The 21,681-nt window shown below is 39.4% G+C and carries 17 protein-coding genes; 6 read left to right on the top strand and 11 right to left on the bottom strand.

The genetic code is table 11. The features are described from left to right. Positions 1 to 52: 52 nt before the first annotated feature. The 3 genes from LC608_RS11250 to LC608_RS11240 are packed head-to-tail and all read right to left on the bottom strand — an operon-like array spanning position 53 to position 3,612. Positions 53 to 1,096, bottom strand: a complete 1,044-nt coding sequence (locus LC608_RS11250; protein WP_229553622.1) for a sensor histidine kinase — start codon at positions 1,094 to 1,096, stop codon at positions 53 to 55. Between the two features lie 6 nt (positions 1,097 to 1,102). Then, positions 1,103 to 2,254, bottom strand: a complete 1,152-nt coding sequence (locus LC608_RS11245) for an FIST signal transduction protein (protein WP_229553621.1) — start codon at positions 2,252 to 2,254, stop codon at positions 1,103 to 1,105. Between the two features lie 38 nt (positions 2,255 to 2,292). Further along, positions 2,293 to 3,612 (bottom strand): response regulator, encoded by a 1,320-nt coding sequence (locus tag LC608_RS11240; RefSeq protein WP_229553620.1) that lies wholly within the window; start codon positions 3,610 to 3,612, stop codon positions 2,293 to 2,295. A gap of 283 nt (positions 3,613 to 3,895) precedes the next feature. On the opposite strand from LC608_RS11240, the gene LC608_RS37520 reads away from it, so the two are divergent. After that, the gene (locus tag LC608_RS37520) at positions 3,896 to 4,291 is read left to right on the top strand and encodes a hypothetical protein (RefSeq protein ID WP_374108392.1); all 396 of its coding nucleotides are present in this window, start codon (positions 3,896 to 3,898) and stop codon (positions 4,289 to 4,291) included. Here the strand turns inward: LC608_RS37520 and LC608_RS11235 are convergent. Further along, positions 4,192 to 9,897: an ATP-binding sensor histidine kinase gene (locus tag LC608_RS11235; protein WP_229553619.1), complete on the bottom strand. Its 5,706-nt coding sequence runs from the start codon at positions 9,895 to 9,897 to the stop codon at positions 4,192 to 4,194. The two genes, LC608_RS37520 and LC608_RS11235, sit on opposite strands and share 100 nt — an antisense overlap. Before the next feature lie 706 nt (positions 9,898 to 10,603). Continuing rightward, complete coding sequence (locus tag LC608_RS11230) at positions 10,604 to 11,350, bottom strand: response regulator (RefSeq protein ID WP_229553832.1); 747 nt, start codon at positions 11,348 to 11,350, stop codon at positions 10,604 to 10,606. A gap of 330 nt (positions 11,351 to 11,680) precedes the next feature. Here LC608_RS11230 and lipA point away from each other — a divergent pair, with 330 nt between their 5' ends. Together lipA and LC608_RS11220 are read left to right on the top strand one after the other, a co-directional pair. Beyond that, positions 11,681 to 12,646 (top strand): lipoyl synthase, encoded by a 966-nt coding sequence (lipA, locus tag LC608_RS11225; protein WP_229553618.1) that lies wholly within the window; start codon positions 11,681 to 11,683, stop codon positions 12,644 to 12,646. Between the two features lie 163 nt (positions 12,647 to 12,809). Continuing rightward, positions 12,810 to 12,950 (top strand): photosystem I protein PsaX, encoded by a 141-nt coding sequence (locus LC608_RS11220; protein ID WP_229553617.1) that lies wholly within the window; start codon positions 12,810 to 12,812, stop codon positions 12,948 to 12,950. A gap of 21 nt (positions 12,951 to 12,971) precedes the next feature. Here LC608_RS11220 and LC608_RS11215 read toward each other — a convergent pair whose 3' ends face one another. Continuing rightward, the gene (locus LC608_RS11215; RefSeq protein ID WP_229553616.1) at positions 12,972 to 13,838 is read right to left on the bottom strand and encodes a branched-chain amino acid ABC transporter permease; all 867 of its coding nucleotides are present in this window, start codon (positions 13,836 to 13,838) and stop codon (positions 12,972 to 12,974) included. Positions 13,839 to 14,044: 206 nt separating this feature from the next. On the opposite strand from LC608_RS11215, the gene hrmK reads away from it, so the two are divergent. Continuing rightward, on the top strand, positions 14,045 to 15,916 hold the full coding sequence (gene hrmK / locus LC608_RS11210; RefSeq protein ID WP_229553615.1) for a hybrid histidine kinase/response regulator HrmK: 1,872 nt from the start codon (positions 14,045 to 14,047) through the stop codon (positions 15,914 to 15,916). A 69-nt stretch (positions 15,917 to 15,985) separates the two neighbouring features. Then, positions 15,986 to 16,813, top strand: coding sequence for an ATP-dependent sacrificial sulfur transferase LarE (larE, locus tag LC608_RS11205; RefSeq protein ID WP_229553830.1), 828 nt, complete (start codon positions 15,986 to 15,988; stop codon positions 16,811 to 16,813). A gap of 25 nt (positions 16,814 to 16,838) precedes the next feature. Here the strand turns inward: larE and LC608_RS11200 are convergent, their stop codons facing one another. Continuing rightward, positions 16,839 to 17,201: a DUF4864 domain-containing protein gene (locus LC608_RS11200; protein WP_229553614.1), complete on the bottom strand. Its 363-nt coding sequence runs from the start codon at positions 17,199 to 17,201 to the stop codon at positions 16,839 to 16,841. A 66-nt stretch (positions 17,202 to 17,267) separates the two neighbouring features. Further along, entirely contained in the window at positions 17,268 to 18,323 is a 1,056-nt protein-coding gene (locus LC608_RS11195; RefSeq protein ID WP_229553613.1) for an SGNH/GDSL hydrolase family protein, read from the bottom strand. A gap of 916 nt (positions 18,324 to 19,239) precedes the next feature. Between LC608_RS11195 and LC608_RS11190 the strand changes: the two genes are divergently transcribed. Beyond that, entirely contained in the window at positions 19,240 to 19,452 is a 213-nt protein-coding gene (locus tag LC608_RS11190; RefSeq protein ID WP_100899890.1) for a hypothetical protein, read from the top strand. A 55-nt stretch (positions 19,453 to 19,507) separates the two neighbouring features. On the opposite strand, the gene LC608_RS11185 is transcribed toward LC608_RS11190, so the two are convergent. The 3 genes from LC608_RS11185 to LC608_RS11175 all read right to left on the bottom strand — a co-directional run bounded on the left by LC608_RS11185 (position 19,508) and on the right by LC608_RS11175 (position 21,204). Then, positions 19,508 to 20,413: a site-specific DNA-methyltransferase gene (locus LC608_RS11185; protein ID WP_229553612.1), complete on the bottom strand. Its 906-nt coding sequence runs from the start codon at positions 20,411 to 20,413 to the stop codon at positions 19,508 to 19,510. Positions 20,414 to 20,737: 324 nt separating this feature from the next. Continuing rightward, positions 20,738 to 20,968 (bottom strand): DUF5615 family PIN-like protein, encoded by a 231-nt coding sequence (locus tag LC608_RS11180; protein WP_229553611.1) that lies wholly within the window; start codon positions 20,966 to 20,968, stop codon positions 20,738 to 20,740. A gap of 5 nt (positions 20,969 to 20,973) precedes the next feature. Next, positions 20,974 to 21,204: a DUF433 domain-containing protein gene (locus LC608_RS11175; protein ID WP_229553610.1), complete on the bottom strand. Its 231-nt coding sequence runs from the start codon at positions 21,202 to 21,204 to the stop codon at positions 20,974 to 20,976. Between the last annotated feature and the right edge of the window lie 477 nt (positions 21,205 to 21,681).

Raw genomic sequence — 21,681 nt, 5'->3', positions numbered from 1 at the left:
AAATCAAATTTACAACTTAAAATTAACTTGAATAATTGGTATATTTGCTACTTTAATAAATTGGAATAGTGATTATAAACTCAGAACCTTCCCCTAACACAGAATTTACTTTAATAGTTCCTCTATGTTTTTGGACAATTATTTGATAGGCGATTGATAATCCTAATCCTGTCCCTTTTCCCACAGGTTTGGTTGTGAATAAATGGTCAAACATTTTCTGCTGAACATCAGCCGATATTCCTACACCATTATCTTGAATCCGAATCAATGCGTGATTTGTATCTCCAATTAGATTAGTATGAATTGTAATTTGATTGGGATTTGCCTTGATTTTGTCAAAACTCAGTCCAGAGTTAGACTCTTCTAAAGCATCAATAGCATTCGCCAATAAATTCATAAATACCTGATTCAGTTGTCCTGGAAAACATTTTATTGGAGGAAATTCGCCATAATGTTTAACTACTTGAATATCAGGACGAATCTTATTAGCTTTCAAACGGTGCTTGAGAATGATGAGAGTACTATCAATACCCTCATGAAGGTTAAAAAGAACTTTGTGTTCTGTATCTGCTCTAGAGAAAATTCGCAAGCTATCGCTAATGTTACAAATACGATCTGTACCTTCTTTCATTGAAGAAATTAGTTTAGGCAAGTCCTCGCGCATATATTCAAGGTCAATCAATTGGATTGTTTTTTGAATTTCCTGAGATGCTTTGGGATAGGTCTGCTGATAAAGGTTTATCAGATGTAATAAATTTTCAATATACTCTTGAGCCGGAGTCAGATTACCTGCTATAAAGCTAATTGGGTTGTTAATTTCATGAGCTACATCTGCAACAAGACTTCCCAGGCTAGACATCTTATTCTGCATTAACTGAAGATTAAGAAGCATCATTTCTAGTTCCTGGCTTCTTTCTTCTAATTTATTTTGATATTCTTTTAATTCCTCAATTACTGTCCTAAGCAAAGATTCTTTTTTTTTATTTATATCTTCAAGTTTTATCCGGTCTGATTCAGAACGTTCCAATTGCTTTTGGATAATTCTATTTGTTTTTTTTAGTTCCTTAATTTTTTGTTGATAATCCACAATTTCCATCAGCTTCTACCGATTTCCCAAAATTAAAGTTACAAAAGTTTCATTGTGAAATTGCGTCTGACTAATTCGATCTATAGGAGCAATTTCTCCATAAGAATAAAATCCACAGGCAGGTAAATAGCCAGTCAGAGGAAGTTTCGTATTCTGATACTCTTCTTGTGCCCTCGTACCCAGTATTTGCCGACGAGCTACACATGAAAAGAACAAAATAGCACTTGGTTCTGTACCTGGATAATTATCTAAAGCATTCATGAATGATGCTTTGGAAGCTGCCAAAATATCTTCATAAGCTGCTTCTGAAATTTGAATAACTGCTTGATCGGGAATATCTCCAAAAAAAGTTATGCTACCAGATTCTTGGTTATAACCAATAGGTGCTCTTATATAAAAATTTTCTTCATTCTGATCAAACACTGCTAGCGGATATTCCATTGAAGGAGGAAGTAAACCAAGATAATGATGATAAAAATCTAAAGCTGGCTTACCATCTATTTCATAGAGTATGTTCTTATCCACCTTAGTTACTTTACTTATTTGGCCAATGGGATGCCAACCACTTGCAACAGCGTGGGAAAACAATATCGTGCCGGAAAAAATTAGAATTGGTACAGAATCACTTAATACTTCTGTTTGAAAAAATTGATATGTATTTTGATATCTTGACTGATCGCCCGCCAAACCACCAAATATTGGTACATGTTGCCCAAGAGCTAGTTTTAAGCCATTTAATATAGACACACCACTGGTTGTGAGGCTCTCTGGATGAGTTAAGCATAGCTTTGGCTCTGCGGTACTTTTTGCTTTGGCTTCCTCCACAGCTTGTTTAGTTGCAGTAATTGGATCACCTGAAACTTTGCGTCCAACTCCTGCATAAATTTCAACTTCATCTGAGCAAAATAACATTAAGGTGATTGAGTCCTGCTGAAACTCTAAGACTGAAGAAATTTCTCCATCTGTTGTCCCACCAATCAACTCAATCCCCGGAAAAGCCTGATGAATTTGCTGCAAAATCAGAGAATGTTCAAAGTCAATTGCAGCAAAAATAATCCCAGCTTTTGGTATATCTCCTACAAGAAAACTGACACATTGCTGAATAACTTCTTCAACTGCTGATAGAGAATCTGGATCGTTACTGTGACCGACTACTGCCTTAAACATAAATTTATCTATATGGAGAATTATTTTTGCTATGATTTTCAAATGGGAAGCTTAATGATGAACTCTGAACCTTGTCCTGGTGCTGAATTTACTTCCAGAGTTCCTCCATGTTTCTCGACAACAATTTGACGAGCAATTGATAATCCTAAACCTGTGCCTTGACCCACAGGTTTAGTGGTGAATAAATGATCAAAGATTTTTTGCTGGACATCAGGTGACATTCCCACGCCATTATCTTTAATCCGAATCAAAATATGTTTTTTGTTTTCAGTGAGGCTAGTCTGAATCAAAACTTGATTGGGATTTGCTTCAATTTCAATATAGGTGCGCCCTACATTAGACTCCTCTAAAGCATCAATAGCATTAGCTAATAAGTTCATAAATACCTGATTTAGTTGTCCGATAAAGCATTCTATTTCTGGCAAATTATCGTAAGCTCTAATTACTTGAATATCGGGATGATCCTCAGATGCTTTTAAGCGATGTTTGAGAATCATGATTGTGCTGTCAATGCCATCATGAATGTTGGAAGAAACTTTGCGATCGCTATCTGCTCGAGAAAAGTTTCTCAGACTGATACTAATGTCACGAATGCGCTGAACACCCTCTTTCATTGAGGAAATTAAGTTCGGTAAATCGGCAAGCATATACTTCAAATCTATTTCTGCAATTTCCTTTTTAATTTCTGGAACCGGATTAGGATAATGCTGCTGATAGAGGTTAATGATATTAATCATGTCTTGAAAATATGCTGAAGCATGTTGGAGATTACCATGAATAAAACCAACAGGATTATTAATTTCATGAGCAACTCCTGCTACTAATTCACCAAGGGCAGACATTTTTTCTGTCTGTACAAGCTGAAGTTGAGACTCTTGTAAGTCTTTTAATGCCCTAGACAACGCTGCTGTCCTTTCTGTAACTCGGTTTTCTAAATTTTTTGTGAGATTTCGTAATTGAAGATGGGTTTTAATTCTAGCTAACAATTCTTCTTCATGAAAAGGCTTGGTAATGTAATCAACTGCCCCTATATTTAGACCTTTTACCTTACTGTCAGTATCAGAATTTGCCGTCATAAAAATTACTGGAATATCACAAGTAGCTGAGTTTTGTTTCAGTCTTTTGCAGGTTTCAAACCCATCTATACCTGGCATCATTACATCTAACAAAATCAAATCAGGGGGGTTATATTCAATTTGCTTAATTGCACTTTCTCCATTATTTTCTGTAAGAACTTTAAAACCTATATTAGTTAATATATTAAAGACAATTTCTAAGTTTGTAGTAGTATCGTCTACCACTAGAATGAAACTATCTTCTGGTAAATCAAACGTTTTTATATCTGTCTTGTAATTCATGTATTTAACTGAATTTAACTCCTTCTTACTTATTCATTATTGGCTGTGCGATCGCAGCTAAGTCACCTTTATTTTATTGACGGACTGACTGACAAATTTTTAGCCTAATAATCCTATAGTTCCCAAAAAATCTGACAACAGCAACATTTTCACAATAAATTGCTCTATGCAACTACGGAGGCGATCGCTACAGTATGAATATGAAGCGCCAACCTTCATTTTGACTACAGATGAACATCCTCTTTAATGAAGGCAATTGGCTTTAAATTAGTTATTATTACTCTTGTCTTTTGAAAATAGTAGTGTTAATTCAGAACAATGCGATCTATCAGACTTGAAAACAAAACCTGAATCTTTAAAAGCTATTCATAAGAGATTTTTAGAAATATTGAAAGGGGCAGAAGTTACAAGCCACGATATACCTCTTAGTCGTGCTTTAAGTAACTTACGAGAACGGATACTTGAAAAAGCAAGCCTGAAATGGTTAGATTATTTTATCTACGGCTTTGAGAAATATTTATACGGTTGTTTTGAGGAAGCAAATAACCGTCTAGATGGAATTGTACCCGATACCGAGACTTATATTGCAATCATTGGTATCTCTATCACAAACTCAGTTCCCTCTCCTAATGTGGAATCACAGGTTAAACTACCCTTGTGTTTGTCCACAATAATCTGATAGCTAATCGACAACCCTAACCCTGTGCCACTTCCTACTGACTTGGTAGTAAAAAATGGGTCAAATATTTTCTGCTGCACCGCTTTTGTCATGCCATAACCATTATCAGCAATCCGAATTATCACCGTATTAGAATCTGTTAGTTTAGTAAATATGTTAATTTGTCCTACCCTATGAGAAGCCGATGATGCGTCTATGTCTTTTATTATTTGTTCTTTATCATTTACCAATGATGGATGATCAATAACAAATGAATCTTCTAAAGCATCAATTGCATTGCTCAGGATATTCATAAACACCTGATTTAGTTGAGCAGGATAACAATTAACTTTCGGTAATTTTCCGTATTCTTTGATAACTTTAATTTCAGTAAGACCGCTTTTTTGTTTAAGGCGGTGTTGTAAAATCATTAAGGTATTGTTTATTCCCTCATGAACATCAACAGGCTTCATTTCAGATTCATCTAGGCGAGAAAAGTTGCGTAAGCCCAAAACAATATCCCTAATCCGCGAACTTCCCACTTTCATTGAATCTAAAATTTTTGGCAAGTCTTTTACTAGAAAATCTATGTCAATCTTCTCAGCTTTATCCTCAAGTAAGGGCGAAGTTTGGGGATATTCTTGCTGATAAAGAGCTACTAAATATAGCAATTCTTGGACGTACTCACTAGCATGGCTAATATTGCCATGAATAAAGTTAATAGGGTTATTGATTTCATGAACAATTCCTGCGACCATTTGTCCCAAAGAAGACATTTTTTCACTTTGAATCAATTGGATTTGAGTACGTTGCAATTCCTGTAGAGTTTCTTGTAAACACTGATTTTTATCGTTGAGTTCCTGCGTTCTTTCCTGGACTTTCTCTTCTAAGGTATGGTTGTAGTCTTCCAAGCTTTCTTTAGCTTGTGCCAAATTTTTGTAGAGGATAGCATTCTCTAGAGATATTGCTGCTTGAGTAGTGAGAAGTTTGAGAACTTCTACGCGATCGCGTGTAAATGCTCCTGTCGTCAGATGATTTTCTAGATAAAGAATCCCAATTAATTTACCTTGATTTAGAAGAGGTATAGACAACAAACTTTTAGGGTCTTCAGTAAGAATGTAGCTATCACCTGCTAAAAAAGCAACAGTATTTGCATCATCAATAACCAAGATTTCTCTGGAGCGTTTAACGTAGTTAATCAAAGTAATAGGAACATCGTAGCTTAACTCAAGGCAAGTTGATGGAAACTCAGTGTAGGTACGATCAACTTGCGAATTTGAACACACCACTGTGACAGTTAATGCTAAGTTATCACCTTCACTCAAGATTAAAGCGCATTTAGAGGCTCCTGCATTCTCCATAACAACTTCCATTAAAGTAGAAAGTAGTCGCTCAAGCTCGATTTCCCCAGAGAGGGCTTGAGATGCTTTAATGAATGCGGCTAAATCCAAAGAGTCAGAAATACTTCTGTTCGAGCTAATAAGAGTTTGTTGATTGCTTAAGGTAGGTAAAGATGATATAGAGATGTTATCGACAGAAGTGCTTTCATCGCTAGGATGGATACTCACTTTTTCTTGCTGGAGTATAGGAGTAAGTAATTGGGGATAACGTTTTGTTAAATCGTTAACTTTGGCTAACGCCCCCCAATGAATGTAGCCATAGTAGGCATCAGTTAGGTAGGTTTGGGCAATCTTCTGTTTGCCCCGTTCTAGATAAAATTTAGCGGCAAGTTCGTTGGCAAGAGCTTCTTCGTTGATATATTCATATTCTTTAGCAGAGGCGATCGCGCGATCGTAATTATCCATTGCCTCCATATATTGATCAAGAACTCGATGCCGCTCTGCCTCAACTAAATAAAACTTATGCAAATAATTCATTGGGGCATGATTTGCCCAGTGTTGCATCTTTTCTTGATTGACAGCAACCTTATTTAAGATTTGTTCTTGTTCAGATTCCTCAACATCAGGATAGACTGCCAGTCTAGCTAGTGAATCATAAAAATGGAAAATAGGAAAAACGAACTGTCCAATCCCACCATGCAAATAATTTTCTGCCAAGCGAGCATTTTCAACCGCTTGAGAGTATTTCTGAAATAGGCAACAGAGATGCAGTTTAGTTAAATACAAATATAACAGTCCTATGCCATCGTTTGCTTCAAGGTGAGTCGGCAACATTTTCTCTTCATCGTAGGCTTCACCAATTAAAAGATGGGGATTTTCCGCAGTACCTATCAAGTTCAAGACACTCTGCCGATAAATCGCGCTCCAGTTAAATACTGTTTCTTGCTTGATTTGACTGATCGCACTGTTGTAAGTTGCCATCTCCTGTTCTAGTCCGGTCAGTTCTCTACCGAGAAAATATGAACAGTAGCAATAAACATTAAGAGCATAGGCTGCATATTCTAAATCTCCCGTTTCTAGTCCAGCAGAGTATGCTTCCAGCAAAGGTTTTAAGTTTTCCTTGGCATGTTCCTTCCAATGCCGGATAGCAGCATTAAATACCTCTATAACCTTAGCTTTGACTTCTTTAGCATTAAAACGAGTTAACAAACTTGCAGCCAGTTTCCCAAATTGATAGCCAAACTCAATATCTCCTACAACTCCGCAGAGTATTACCCCATAAGCTACATAGGCATAGGCTGATAAGGAAGTGTTACCGTATTTAAGCGATAAATTAATCTGTTTAAAAGCAAACAAGGGATAAAGTACAGGAAAAGCTTGATAGGCATGACCAAGGGCACTCGATATAATACGCATAGATGCTAAAGCTTGCTCTTGTGTCATCTCAGGCAGGTCAATTAAATCCTCAATACGTTTGCCGTTAAGATTTGATCTTAACTCTGCCATTGCTAGCTGAATATCTGACTGGGTTGGATGCTCAGGAAACTCCACTCCCAAAAGTTTCAAAAAGGTTAAGGCAGTATTTACAGCCTTCAGTGCTTGGTTCTGTGCCCCATAAGCCTGAATTATGACTTCATAAACCTTTACTTTTTCTAGTAGTGGTTTACGTACCAATACCACCTCTGCCAATTCTTCCATCTGTTCAAAGTTGCCAGCCAGGTATGCTGCCTCTGTCGCAGTTTCATATAAAGCCAGGGTGAGATGATGTTCCATCTCCCAACTATCACCTGCCAGCAGTTTGATGCCAGTAGTTAAATACTTAACGGCCGCAGGATAAGCTGTAGATGCTAAAGCTTTACGTCCAGCAATTAGATTCATCTGGGCCAGTTCATATCGTTTAGCTTGAGGGGAGATAAATTCTACTGCGATATTAAACTGATTGACAAGCTCAAAAATCTTTTCTTCTTGTTCTGCAACTGGAATATTATTCAATAACAGTAGCCCAATTTTTAAGTGAATTGGCTTCTTTTGTTCTTCGGGAATCAAAGAATAGGCGGCTTGCTGCACTCGATCGTGTACGAATTTATATTTAGGTAGCTGTAAATCAGAAATTGAAAATTGTGTAGATTCTATCCCATCAGCAATTAAGTCTTGATTAGTATTATCTCTTGAAAAGATGTTGTAATTTTCAGCCTGTGGTAAAACTAGCCCATCAATTAATGCTTGCCACAAGTCTGATGCTGTATTTACTATAGATTTTTCATTGGCGATCGCCAGAGTTTTTAAGTCAAATTCATTACCAATACACGCAGCAATTTTCAAAACTTTTTGGGTATATATTGGCAATTTTTCTATTTGCAGGGTGATAAATTGTACGACATCATCTGTAAGAGCTAATTCTTGGACTTGGGAAATATCATACTGCCAATAACCAAGATCAAAGTTTAATACAATTAGCTCATCATCGTGTAAAGACTTGAGGAATTGGACGCAAAATAATGGGTTACCTTTAGTTTTGGCAAATACCATCTGGGTGAGAGGAAGCGCAACTCCTTCAGGGCAATGCAGGGTATCAGCAACTAGATGATTTAAATCACCCTGATTTAAGGGTGCGAGGGTGATCGTATTAATAGTTGCTCCTGCTTTTTGAATCTCTTTTAGTGTCAAAAAAAGCGGGTGTGCCTTGGAAACTTCATTATCCCGAAAAGAACCAACTAACAATAAACCTCCCTTATTTTCACACATCTGTTCTGTCTCTTCTGAAGGAGAAGACAACTTGCTTTTACACATTAATAACTGAATTAGTTTTAAAGATGCCGTATCTGCCCACTGCAAGTCATCAAGAAATAAAACTAGAGGATGTTCTTTCGTTGTAAATATTTGGATAAATTTTTTAAACAATAAATTAAACCGATTCTGAGCAGTACTGCCAGAGAGTTCTGTAACCGGAGGTTGCTTACCAATAATCTGTTCTAGTTCAGGAAGTACATCAATAATCACCTGAGTTTGTGTACCCAAATTCAATAGAATTTTGGCTTTCCATTGTTGAATTTGGGCATCATTCTGCGAGAGCAGTTGCCCAATTAAGTCCCGAAAAGCTTGCACAAATCCTGACAAATGAATGTCACGTTGAAACTGATCAAATTTACCTTTGATGAAGTAACTACGCTGACGCACAATAGGTTTGTGGATTTCATTGACTACAGCAGTTTTGCCAATGCCAGAGAAACCCTCGACTAAGATCATTTCTGTTACCCCCTCTGTCACACGCTTAAAAGCAGCGAGTAGGGTTTCAACTTCACTTTGGCGACCATAAAGTTTTTCAGAGATTACAAAACGGTCTGAGATGTCTCTCACGCCTAGTTCAAAAGGTGCAATATTTCCTCTTTCTTGCCACTGGTTTTGGCACACTTGCAAGTCATGCTTTAACCCCAAAGCACTCTGATAGCGGTCTTCGGCATTTTTTGCCATCAGCTTGCTGATAATGTCAGACAAAATTGACGGAATATTAGAGTTAATCCGACTGGCTTTTAGCGGTTGTTTCGCAATGTGAGAGTAAATTAACTCCATCGGATCTTTTGTTATGAAGGGTAACTGTCCGGTAAGGAGTTGAAAGAATGTGACACCGAGGGAATAAAAATCAGTGCGATAGTCAATACCTCGGTTCATCCTTCCGGTTTGTTCTGGGGAAATGTAAGCTAGAGTGCCTTCTAATACGTTGGGATTAGTGAGAAATTGAATTTCTCTTGGTAGGAGGGTGGCAATACTAAAATCGATGAGTTTTATTTCATCTGTGGTAGGGTTTATCAGAATGTTGGCAGGCTTGATGTCTTTATGAATAATCCGTAGGCGTAGCTCGCCTTCTCTACGTTCGCGCAGTGTGTCGCAGTGCAGTCCTTCAAGGATAGAAGCAATTTTAATAGCAATGGGGAAAAACTCATTGAGGGAAAGCCAGTTTTCCTTCTTTTCCTTATCCTCCACTCGCCAGTCTTGCAGGGAAATACCACCAAAATCTTCCATCACTAGGACGTAGCTGTTACGGTAGTTTTCTAAGCTATAGGTTTTGACTATGCCAGGAAGATCGAGGTTTTTGGTGATGATATATTGATTGCGGAACTGGGCGATTTCGCCGAACATAGGATATTCATTCCGCATTAATTTGAGAACAACTGGTTTTTGATCTTGTTCTCTAATGCCCCGATAAACTAGGGTTTTACTACCTGAGTAGATTTGCTCAGTGATACGATAGCCAGGAAACGCAGACAATGTATCTACTACTACTAACATTACGGGGTATGCTCATAATTCTTGTTTATATGGCTTAGTATTCCCCTGCGAAGGATATGTGTATCATGAAATAGGGATTTTATATGTTTAAATTTTATTTAGACATATCATTTTTTAGTAAATATTTTATATTGAACTATGCAATTATGCTTTGATTTTTTAGCAAAATTATGTGCTGTAGGGTACTTCACAGATTTCATCATAACGCAGCATTCGTAAGGATTTAGTGCCGGACTTTGGCAGGTATACACCCTACATACAGCATGGTTTATTTACGTAGTTTACCGCCGTAGGCATCGCAGGATAATTTAGAAAAGCCTGAAACAACCTCAAGATCATTAATTCACATAATTTACATAACGATGCATTTGTACAGTGCGTAAGTCCTACAAATAAGAAAAATGCCTGCCGTTCTCCTTAGATTAAGAGGAAACTGCGGCAGGTTTTGTGGGTATTGGGCTGCTTTTCTAGACTGTCAACCTCTTCTTTTGCGAAGACGCTGTTCGCGTTCGGGGAATTCAAAATTCAAAATTTATAGAAGTGCAGATAATTGCTAATTATGTTTTCCTGCTTTTGAATTTTGTTTTCAACGATGATTTCTCAACATAAGTGTTTTTGAACTAGCTATTTTTACTCGCTTTTAATCGGACACCCGTTATTATAAACGGGGTATTTTTGGCTGCGATAAAAATAATGAGTACAAATGCTACTTGATTTTTTGTTTAATAAACGTGACAACCTGAGTTAGCTGTTTCTTCAAGCCATCGATTTCAGCTTGCATTTTGACAATTTTCTCATTTAATGCACTAATTTCTGCGTCGGAGGCTCCTTTGGCAGTAGGGGTTGCGTTGCTTGCTGCCGTAGGCATCGCAGTATTTACAGCAGTAGGGGTTGCGTTGCTTGCCGCCGTAGGCATCGCAGTATTTACAGCACTAAGAGTTGTGTTGCTTGCCGCCGTAGGCATCGCAGTATTTGCGACGCTAGGGGCTGCTACTGTAGCAGTAGTTACACCAGAAGTTGCAACTGTGCCATTTTTGACAGTGACTGCTCTTACTGGCACTAGTTCTGGGCGTGGCTGTTTCGCCTTGGTCATAGCTAACTTAATTGCGTTAATTAGTTGCTTCTGATCAAAAGGCTTACCCAGAAATTCAAAGTATTCAAAGGGTTCTGTGATTTTCTCAGTCACCTCTTCCTTGCGACCAGACATGATCACTAAAGGAATTTTTCTTAATTCAGGATCGGCTTGAACTTTCTGGAAAACCTCCCACCCACTCATTTTAGGCAACAGGAAATCCAGCATAATCAGGCTGAGTTTTTCCTGAAGAATGAAATTTAGTCCTTCCAAACCATCTTTTGCTTCCAGTACCTCGAAATTGCCCGGAGGCAGCATTTCTCGTACTTTCACCCTGACAACTGTAGTGTCATCGATAACTAAAATTTTGTTGCTTGCCACGGCTGTTTGCTCTAACAGAAACTTTAAGTGTAAATAGCGGCTTTGCCGATTGTCATTGAGAATTCCCCCACTATATACAAAATTTTTAGCAATTGGGGGATAGTATATTTCGGTATAAATCACATTGCTAGAGGTGTTTTGTAAAACTTTTGCTTCTGCTATTTTCAATTTGTGTCATGGTGATATTTAAGGCTCTAGCTCTGTTCTAGGGCATAAGGTACATGGTGATACCGAGACATGGGGACTTCATTAAGAGCATCCCCACGTCTATTCTTATCTATTGTTAATTAACAGACCGTTACTTTATATCCGTATCTTGCTTAGATGTCTATGATTTCGTCACAACGAGCCGAACTAAAGTCTGAAATTACGGCAATGCCTAGCTGGTTACGTCGTCCTATTGGCAAAGCCAGTGAAATCTCTACCGTACAACGCATTATTAAGCAGCGCCAAATTCACACGATTTGCGAAGAAGGGCGCTGTCCCAACCGGGGGGAGTGTTATGCCCAAAAAACTGCAACTTTCTTACTAATGGGGCCTACCTGCACACGCTCTTGTGCTTTCTGTCAAGTAGATAAAGGTCATGCACCAATGCCTCTTGATTTAGAGGAACCCCAAAAGGTAGCACAGGCGGTGCAGCTTTTGGGATTGCGTTATGTGGTGCTGACTTCTGTAGCCCGTGATGACTTGCCCGATCAAGGTGCAGGGCACTTTGTAGAAACGATCGCGACTATCCGCCAATTGAACCCAGAGACTCAAATTGAAGTGCTGACCCCTGATTTTTGGGGTGGTGCTGGTGTTGGGGAATCAGGTCAACGCCAGCGAATAGCGATGATTGTAAAAGCCAAACCAGCTTGTTTCAATCACAATATCGAGACAGTAAAACGGTTAACTGGGCCAGTGCGCCGGGGAGCCAAGTACGATCGCTCCCTCTCGGTACTAGCTATGGTCAAAGAAATCGATCCGACAATTCCCACCAAATCAGGTTTGATGCTGGGACACGGAGAAACACTTGATGAAGTCGTTGAAGCAATGGCTGATTTAAGGGCTGTGGGGTGCGATCGCTTGACTATCGGGCAGTATATGCGTCCAACTCTTGAACATCTGCCAGTCCAAAAATATTGGACTCCAGAGGAATTCGATCAACTCGGCAGATTAGCATGGGAAATGGGATTCAACCATGTTCGTTCTGGGCCTCTGGTTCGCAGTTCCTATCATGCTGGAGAGGAGGGAGTGGGGAGTGGGGATGAAGCAAGGGAGCAGGGGGCAGGGGGCAGGGGGCAAGAGGGAGAATAAAATAATTACCTCTTCTCTTTCCCCTCTGCTCCCAGCTAAGAGCCCCTCTGCCTCTTCCCAATCCCCAATCCCCAACTTCACACAAATATTCTTAAAGAATTTGAATATTTGGTGCACCAGTTTGGTATTTCTTAAAAAGTCCTGACATTAGGAGAATCGCATTATGACTGCAAAAACGACGAAGAATTTACCAGTTGCCGACAGTGGAGCTAAACCTCCCTACGCCTTTCGCACAGGCTGGGCACTGTTCTTGTTAGCTATTAATTTTGTGGTAGCAGCCTTCTATTTCCACATTATTGAGTAGTTAGAAGTGGAGTGGTGCTGCTCAAATCGTTCCTTTGAATAAACCTTTGGGACGAATGAGCAGCACCAAAATCATGATTAACAGCGCTACACCTTGTTTGTACTGTGAACCCAGCCAAGGAGTGCTGATTTCTTGGACGATGCCAATGATAAAAGCTGCTGCGATCGCACCGTAAGGGTTGCCAATCCCACCAAGAATTACTGAAGCAAATAATGGTAAAATTAAAAACCATCCCATGTTGGGGCGCACAGCTGTAATCAGCCCATACATACTGCCGCCCAAGGATGTAATACTACCAGCAATTACCCAAGTCCATAAAATTACTCGGTCAACATTGATACCTGAAACCCTGGCTAAGTCCAGATCGTCAGCAACTGCTCGCATCGCTTTACCAATTTTGGTATTTTGCAGCAGATAATGCAGTGCCAAAATTGCTAACACCGCCAAACCCAATACCAATAATTGATTTTGCGGCACCTTTAAACCCGCGATGTCTAAAGCTGGCGTAACAGGTAAATTATAATTTTGGTTCTTGCCACCCCAGATAAAAATAATGCCGTTGCGAAGAAATAAGGCAAGTCCGATAGAAATAATAATCAGCGTAGTGGAAGTAGCACGGATAGAGCGCATCTTTGACCACAGTAACTTTTCTGATAACAGCATTGCTGCTACTGTTCCCACCGCCGCCAGGATCATCGACAGCCAAATATTGACTCCAATAGTGTTTATCAGCCAGGTCAAATAGGCTCCAAGAGTGAGAAAATCACCATGAGCAAAGTTAGATAGCCGTAAAATTCCGTAGGTAAGAGTGAGTCCGACTGCCGCTAGAGCAATAATGCTCCCCACCGCAATCCCATTAACGATTAATTGGGCAAATTGTGTATCCATAAGCCTTCAGTTGCTTTAAGAAATTTTACGTCAGTGGTTCGTATAATAATTTTTCTTAGAAGAGATGCTAAATTTAACATCATAAGTTATGGTTTATAACAACATAAGTGATGGTTTATAAATAAAAAAGAATTGTCAGTTAATATACATAGAATCCTTTTCGGATTGTTATGCGAAGCTAAACTAGTTCAACGGTCTAGTTGACCATGCAGCAGTACTCAAGCTTATCAGACCATAACTCACAGGTAGATGTAAGGCCAAAACCTTTGACAACAATTCAGCAACTTTGCGCCAAGTTGTGGCTGGAGAGCAGCTTGAACCAGTTGCAAAGTCGCCTTGGTGATTGCCTGCTTTCTGCTTGTAACACTGTCCCACAGGCAGGAGCCGCAGAAGCAAAAATTCTCCAAACTGTTGTCAACGAGATTAACAGTGCTGTGAACAACAGCAATTTGGCGGTTACAGATTGTGCCGTAGGCATAGCTTTGTTTGAACCACAAGCAACTGTTGCCACAGTTTGCTATGTTTCGTCTTCTCTATCTCCGAACTCACAACCTTTATTTCTAGAATTACTGAAAGCAGAAAAAAAGCTGCTGTTGAGATTGCAAGAGATTATAGAAATCGAAGATTTGCAGCAGCTTGAAAATCAACAACCACCGAGCGCTTGGCGGTTAGCTGATGATTCTGGCAACGTCATGGGTTGGCTAATTCTCGCCGCCGCACCCCTAAACTCTGCTCGTGATTCGCTGATAAAATCACTTGCTCAACTCAGATCACAATTGATGGCAAGGTCTGCCAAGCATTGTACTACAGCCTTGGTACAACTTAGACACACTCTATCTTGGCAGCAACGCTATCAAGAGTTAAGTAACTCTAATCAAGAATTGGAGCGCACCAATCAACTTAAAAATCAGTTTTTGGCAAACACCAGCCACGAAATTCGCACACCGCTTAGTTCTATTATTGGGTTTACCCACCTACTTTTAGCCCAAGGGTACGAACCAACTAAAGAACGCCAGCAAGAGTATTTAAATATTATTCAGTCTAGTGGCAAGCACTTGCTAGCTCTGATTAATGATATTTTGGATCTCTCTAAAATTGAAGCAAATCAGCTGGAGGTGCAGTGCGAAACAATTGATGTGCCAATGGTATGTAGCAATGTTTTCGCGCTGGTGAAAGAGAAAGCTGCTAATAAGGGTTTGAAACTCCGTTTAAAACTTGACCCCGATATCACAACTCTAGTAGCTGACCCCTTGCGACTCAAGCAAATGCTGTTGAATTTACTCTTCAATGCCCTAAAATTTACCAGCCAAGGAAGTGTTGGCTTAGAGGTTGTTCCCAAAGGTCTATTTGTGTATTTTACAGTTTGGGATACTGGCACTGGCATTTCCCAAGAAGACCAAGCTCAACTGTTTGAACCCTATTTCCAAATTGCCAAGGCTGTCGCTAGTGGTGAAGGTACTGGTTTGGGTTTAGCTGTAACTCAAAAACTCGCCCAAATCCACGGTGGTTCTGTGAAAGTGGAATCTGAAGTAAATTGCGGTTCCCGTTTTACCCTTGTACTTCCCTTTAGGCAAGAGGCGGGAGTGGGGGGAGATGAGGGAGATGAGGGAGCAGGGGGAGCAGGGGAGGCAGGGGAGGCAGGGGAGGCAAAATACCCCTCATCTCATTTGCCTTTCACCCCTAGTTCTTCTGTAGATATTTTGCTGGTAGAAAATGACTTGTCCAACGCTCATTTGATACAAATTTATCTACGTAAATTGGGATATCAGGTGACTTGGGTTAAGAATGCTGCCCAGATGTGGGAAGTTTTACTACAGTTAGACCCAGTGTTAATTTTGATGGATGTTCATCTGGCAGATGGAAATGGTCTAAAGTTGGTACAGCAGCTGCGAGAAAATCGGCAATATCGGACGATTCCGGTAATTGTTCAAACAGCAATGGCAATGAAAGGCGATCGCGAAACTTGTCTAGCAGCTGGAGTAAATGACTATATTTCTAAACCAATTGATTTACCACTTTTAGCCAGTCTGGTGGCTAAATACACCAAACCGCCAACAACAGGGGAATTAGGGAAGTAGGGGAGCAGAGGGAAATGACTACAATAGAAACTGTTGGGTGCTATAGGGTTTGGGCAGGATTGGGAAATGATGCTGACAGAAAAATTTGAGCAATTAAAAGCCTTATTTCAAGAAATGGAGCAGGCGTTGATTGCCTACTCTGGGGGCGTTGATAGTACTTTGGTTGCCAAAATTGCTTATGATGCGTTGGGCGATCGCGCTTTGGCTGTGACGGCTGTTTCTCCTTCGCTGTTACCAGAAGAGTTGGAAGACGCCAAAATTCAAGCCGCAACTATTGGGATTGGGCATAAAATCGTCCAGACTCACGAGATGGAAAATCCCAACTACACTTCTAACCCGGTTAATCGCTGTTATTTTTGCAAAAGTGAATTACACGATACTCTCAAACCTTTAGCTTTAGAGTTAGGTTATCCCTACGTAGTGGATGGGGTAAATGCCGATGATTTGCATGATTATCGCCCAGGAATTCAGGCGGCGAAAGAAAGAGGTGCACGATCGCCTTTAGCAGAAGTTGGTCTTAGCAAGGTTGAAGTTAGACAACTTTCGCAACAACTCGGTTTACCTTGGTGGGATAAACCTGCTCAACCTTGCCTTAGTTCCCGCTTTCCTTATGGTGAAGAAATTACTGTAGCTAAGTTACAACGAGTTGGTAGAGGAGAAATTTTCTTAAGAAAGCTAGGTTGGCAGAATTTGCGCGTGCGATCGGAAGGAGATACAGCCCGCATTGAATTACCACCAGAACAAATTAAAGAGTTTGTGTTAACTACGGATTTACAGAAAGTAGTTTCTGCATTTCAAGATTTCGGATTTCTTTACGTAACCCTGGATTTAGAAGGTTATCGTAGCGGTAAGTTAAATCAGGTTTTGAATCGGGAAGCCTTGAGCGTTAAATTATAATATTTTGATTGTACGAAGATATAATTTATACTTCTTTACTTTTTACGGAAACTAAAAAGCAACCGTTAATCCTCCAGGTATTATCTGGCTGTTTTTCCATAAAATATAAAGCCCTCAAGGGAACTCCATCAGGAGCTAGTAGTAGCACTGGCTGAGTTATGTTTCCCTGGATGGTTGTTATCTTCTCAAAAAAGACAGAACGAGGACGGTATACTGCTGGGTAGCTTATCTTTACCATCTGGATAAAATTTTCTGGGCTTCTAAATTGCTTTTGAATTGCCGGACTAGCGTAGGCAAAAGCGCCTTGGGCATCATCCTTTTGAAAGGCTGCCAATTGGTGTTCAATTAGAGAACGTATGGTGATGGCATCGTTATCAGTAACTTCCATAAATCTAAAAATTACGTAGGCGCAGCCCATCGTAGACATCGCTTTAAGTTTTCGCCAAGCGATCGCTTATTTGTCACCCTGAGTTAGCTTGTATTCTATCTGCTGTAGTGCCAATCGCCACACATCATAACCCTCTTGAGACAAGTGCAACCCATCTGTGGTTAACTCAGGGCGCAAATTGCCTTCCATATCCGTAAACCAGCTATAAATATTTAGATAATTAGCGCCTTCTTGTTTGACAATCTGGGTTAGTTGTGTATTGATGTGACGAATGCGGCTATTGGAAAGTTTTGCTAGGCGAGTAGGCAAAATTGATTGGACAATGATTTGGGCTTTTGGGTGAGTCTGCCGTAAGCGACGGACAATTCGGCGATAATTACGCAAAATTATGCCATCACTAGAACCTTTTCGTAAGTCGTTAATCCCAGCCATGACGTAAATCACATCGGGCCGCGTTGCCGAAAATGCCCCCAATCTTTTTAAAACGCCACTGGAAGTATCTCCAGATATGCCTTGATTCAGCCATAATTTTCCAGCAGGCAGTTTTTCTCTCGGAAACCACATGCTCAAAGAATCACCAACTAAGATACTTAGATGATTTGCACCTTGACCTTGAGCGATCGCTCTAGCTTCTAAAGCTAATAAACTTTTCCAATCATCATAAGTTAATTGACGTTTCTTGATTGACTCCCACAATGATTGCAAATTATCACTTTCTACGCGCGTATAAATCTGACCTGTTTTCAGAGCCGCCAATCTTTGGTAGTAAAGTTGATTCCCAGATGTCAATGAGAGACCAGTTGCTTGGGGACTGGGGTTGAGTGATGACTCTGTTGGAGCTGGTAATTCCTGACTACTGACTTCTGGTAAGCTCTTAATGTTTTTCTCACCTGCTGTTGGCTGCAAACTTTTTAAGGGTTGGAACGCTTGGCTGCTGAGTTCTGGTAAGGAGATATCAACGCTATTGATAATTTTTGTACTGACTATTGCTTGCGAACTCTGTTTTAAATCCCACAGGGATCTAGAATTGTCTGGCAAGATAATCGACAAATGTGGAAGAGCCAATGCTGGTATTGCTAATACTGTTAACAAGCCTGCTGCCAACAGATAAGGTTCCCTCATCGCTTTGTCTCTCCTCTACTCACTGCTTTTCCCTATGACAGCATTAGTTGCCTGTATTCAGGAAAATTTTACTTCGGTTAAGTTATTATTCTTATTTAAACTGTATAGTTCTGTAAAGCCTATTAACGAGATTATATTTGAGAATTCACGATCTCTTTAAATTACGGTTTTCCCGATGGTATACAAATTTTATTTGTGAGGATAGTTGTACTGAAAACCCTATTTTCACAAACCGACTATTTTTTCTAACTCAGTTGCCACAAATATTGCAAGTGTGGATAAACTCAGCAATTAGCAGGTTATTTTTGAGTATCTCAGGACAGAGGTTTTGGTTTTTGCAGTTGCTAACATAATAAATAACCATTTGATTTCAGGTTTAAAATGTCAGTCAATTGTGGCGATTGCATTAGACTTTACTAGAACTAGGGGGATAGCTTTTTAATTTCTCAAATAAAATTGAGCGTTGCAAATGCGTCAGTTCTCAAATATGGAATTAGTTAGATTAAAGATTCATAACTAGCATCAGACAAGGATCGATACTCAAAGAAGTTTCTGACCATTTTGGGTAATTTACAGCACAGTTGAAGTTATCTCGGTAAACCCTTAATCAGAAAGGTTTAGGATAACTCCAGAGCTATCTATAGCACTGTTAGACACTATACCCGTTATTCTGGGATAATAAAAGTTAAGTTTATTTTCATGCAAAAGTAGGCTCTTATTTTTAATGTCATAATTGGGGTTTTGATATAAATTGTCCAGTTGTAGGACAGTGCCCTGCACTTAGAAGGTTATTCTGTATATACCTAATTTAAAATTAATGTTTACTTATTGAAGTATGAGTTGAAACACATTTAAATTAAGTTTTAACTAGAGAAAATAACTTCATGGAGGTGCTAAGATTTAGGCTTAATCATTAGTGTTTTCCTTTTATTCCGTGGCTAGAGCTAGTACAGCGATTGGTGTGAGTCCCATTATTAAAGAGATTGTGCAAAAACAGGCACATTCGACACGTTTGACCCTGAAAGAAGTTATTCTCATGGGGATGTTAGCAATTGACAAACTAGATGATCAAGGTCGTCAAGAGTTAGCAGATCAAGTTCATCAAATGCAAGTGAATGGAGAAATTTAAGTAGTTATGAGTTATAGATTTTAACTGCTCAGTTATGAATATTTACTTAATATCTTTATTGAGTAAAACGATAACGGCTTCCCATTACATAATCCTCGTTAATTTCAAAAGATATCCATCGGCGTTGCAGAGTTTCAGCCACAAACCCGCTTGTGTTAGAACCTGCAAATGGATCTAAAACCATATCACCTTCATCAGTTAAGAATTTGATGAAGAACTCCGCGAACCCTTGAGGAAAACGTGCTGGATGGGGTCTAGTTTCTGCTGCTTTACAGCGTCGTAAATAAGCACTATTCGATTCCGTATTAGCAATTTCTAGTAGATTTGGCGGAATTGCCCCTTGGTTATCTTTTTGGAATTTATCCGAAATATCATGTCCACTAGGACGTATTTTAGCCTTATAGCCATTTTTGAGTAATTGTTTCATACTTTGGCTATAGGGCTTTAAAACTTTTCTGTTATCTGCTTTAGGATTCGGTGTTTTAGACAACCACCAAACTGTATTTACAGAATCTTTCACACGAATCCGCCTGATTGTTACCCACTCAGCAGGGGTTGGCAGTCTAGCCGGATTATAGTGATAAAATTCTTGAGCAAGAAAGAAACCTACTTCTTTGCATAATCTGACTAAAAGTTCGTATTGGTAGATACTCCGCACGGGATTACCAGGAAGGTAAGCGCCACCTAAATCTAGTACGAATGAGCCATTATCTGCCAGTACTCTTTTAAATTCATAAGCAAAAGGTAGAAACCACTCAATATATTTTTCAGCAGTTTCATTACCGTATTCTTTTTTTCTTGTTAGAGCAAATGGAGGTGATGTGATAATTAAATTAATACTATTATCGCCAATGAATTTAATAAGTTGAAGGCTATCACCTAAATATGCTGTTCCGTTCTGCTGGGTATAATAGGGATTAAAAATTATTTCTTTTGGTGGCGTTATTGATTCTTCTTGCAAGAGTTATAAAATTATCTCGTTTTTTCTAGTTATAACTTGTTTTGGTATTGTCCAAGTATTTAATTTTAAAAGTTATTTTTAAAGGCAGAGGAACACAGAGGGAAGCGCAAAGTAACGCAGAGGGGTATATTTATTCAAAAGCTAGCTGTGTTCTTGATTTCCTATAAAAGCGATCATTGCGGACGTCGGATTCGCGTTTGGATTTCGTCTGCTACTACAAGACAACCTTTCAGAGTTTCTAAGTGTTGTTCGCGTACAACACGAGACAAAATTTCTAGCACTGTTTGACGGCTGCGGTTACGTGAATGCCTACGGCACGCTTTGCTAACGCAATAGTAGAATACCAGGATGAGTGCCTGGTGGAAAGCGGCGAACATCAGAGAAGTCTAAATCAAGGGTGATGAAAAATCGTTCCTCAGCACAAACTTGCGCCCAAACCGTGTCATCATCAGCACCAGACAATCCTTCATCAGTCACACGATCAGCGTTGTAACCAGTTTGCTGTAAAAACTCGACGTGGGTTTGTGCCATATTCTCGTCGAGTTTTACTTTCATTTTACTCATCGCAGTGGCAACAATTCCTCTTCTCTGGTTAATTCTGCTGCATAAGCAATAGCTGCCCTGATATCTTCTAAAGCCAGTGGTGGATACTCTTGAACAATTTCCTCAAATGTCAGTCCCTCGGCAAAGTTATCAAGGATAACTGATACCATAATGCGTGTTCCTTTGATGCACGGTTTACCGTGACATACATTCGGGTTTTGAGTAATGCGTTCTTGCCAGTTTGTCATGGTTTTGAGTGCTTGTAATTAAGTTTAATTTTAGGCAATACCTACGGCGATAAACTACGCAGTTTTCAGTGGGTTGATAATAGACTTGAAATTATGTCAGTTTCAAAGCTTGAAGCATTACTCTATTCAACTGCTGTACTTGATTTGCTCCTAATTTACCTATCCTTCTAGTGATTAGTCTACGTTCTATGGTAGTTATTCGAGTCACCCTAATAGAAGCAACCCATAATCCAGTAATAGTAAAATCTGGATCTGAAGGTTCTAAAATAAACTCTTCTGGATTCAAACTATTTATATTTTGAGATGAAATTAAAGATTTGCAGAAACACAGATATCGCTGTAGATAAATTTGACCTCATGATTAAATGTTTAGTAGACAATGGCATCATGGAGCTACAATCAGGCACCGAACATGGAATAATGACAAACCATAATGAATTTTATTACGTGTTGCTGAAAGACGGTTCCTCCAAGTTT

Source organism: Nostoc sp. XA010, assembly GCF_020829625.1.
GTDB lineage: Bacteria > Cyanobacteriota > Cyanobacteriia > Cyanobacteriales > Nostocaceae > Nostoc.
This window is presented reverse-complemented; position numbering and strand designations above follow the sequence as displayed.

Excerpts from the sequence above, each read along its gene's own strand:
- larE (WP_229553830.1), top strand. The coding sequence starts at position 15,986 with ATGCTGACAGAAAAATTTGAGCAATTAAAAGCCTTATTTCAAGAAATG.
- lipA (WP_229553618.1), top strand. The coding sequence starts at position 11,681 with ATGATTTCGTCACAACGAGCCGAACTAAAGTCTGAAATTACGGCAATG.
- LC608_RS11215 (WP_229553616.1), bottom strand. The coding sequence starts at position 13,838 with ATGGATACACAATTTGCCCAATTAATCGTTAATGGGATTGCGGTGGGG.
- LC608_RS11235 (WP_229553619.1), bottom strand. The coding sequence starts at position 9,897 with ATGTTAGTAGTAGTAGATACATTGTCTGCGTTTCCTGGCTATCGTATC.
- LC608_RS11175 (WP_229553610.1), bottom strand. The coding sequence starts at position 21,204 with ATGACAAACTGGCAAGAACGCATTACTCAAAACCCGAATGTATGTCAC.
- LC608_RS11220 (WP_229553617.1), top strand. The coding sequence starts at position 12,810 with ATGACTGCAAAAACGACGAAGAATTTACCAGTTGCCGACAGTGGAGCT.
- LC608_RS11195 (WP_229553613.1), bottom strand. The coding sequence starts at position 18,323 with ATGAGGGAACCTTATCTGTTGGCAGCAGGCTTGTTAACAGTATTAGCA.
- LC608_RS11240 (WP_229553620.1), bottom strand. The coding sequence starts at position 3,612 with ATGAATTACAAGACAGATATAAAAACGTTTGATTTACCAGAAGATAGT.
- LC608_RS11245 (WP_229553621.1), bottom strand. The coding sequence starts at position 2,254 with ATGTTTAAGGCAGTAGTCGGTCACAGTAACGATCCAGATTCTCTATCA.
- LC608_RS11180 (WP_229553611.1), bottom strand. The coding sequence starts at position 20,968 with ATGAAAGTAAAACTCGACGAGAATATGGCACAAACCCACGTCGAGTTT.
- LC608_RS11250 (WP_229553622.1), bottom strand. The coding sequence starts at position 1,096 with ATGGAAATTGTGGATTATCAACAAAAAATTAAGGAACTAAAAAAAACA.
- LC608_RS11200 (WP_229553614.1), bottom strand. The coding sequence starts at position 17,201 with ATGGAAGTTACTGATAACGATGCCATCACCATACGTTCTCTAATTGAA.
- hrmK (WP_229553615.1), top strand. The coding sequence starts at position 14,045 with ATGCAGCAGTACTCAAGCTTATCAGACCATAACTCACAGGTAGATGTA.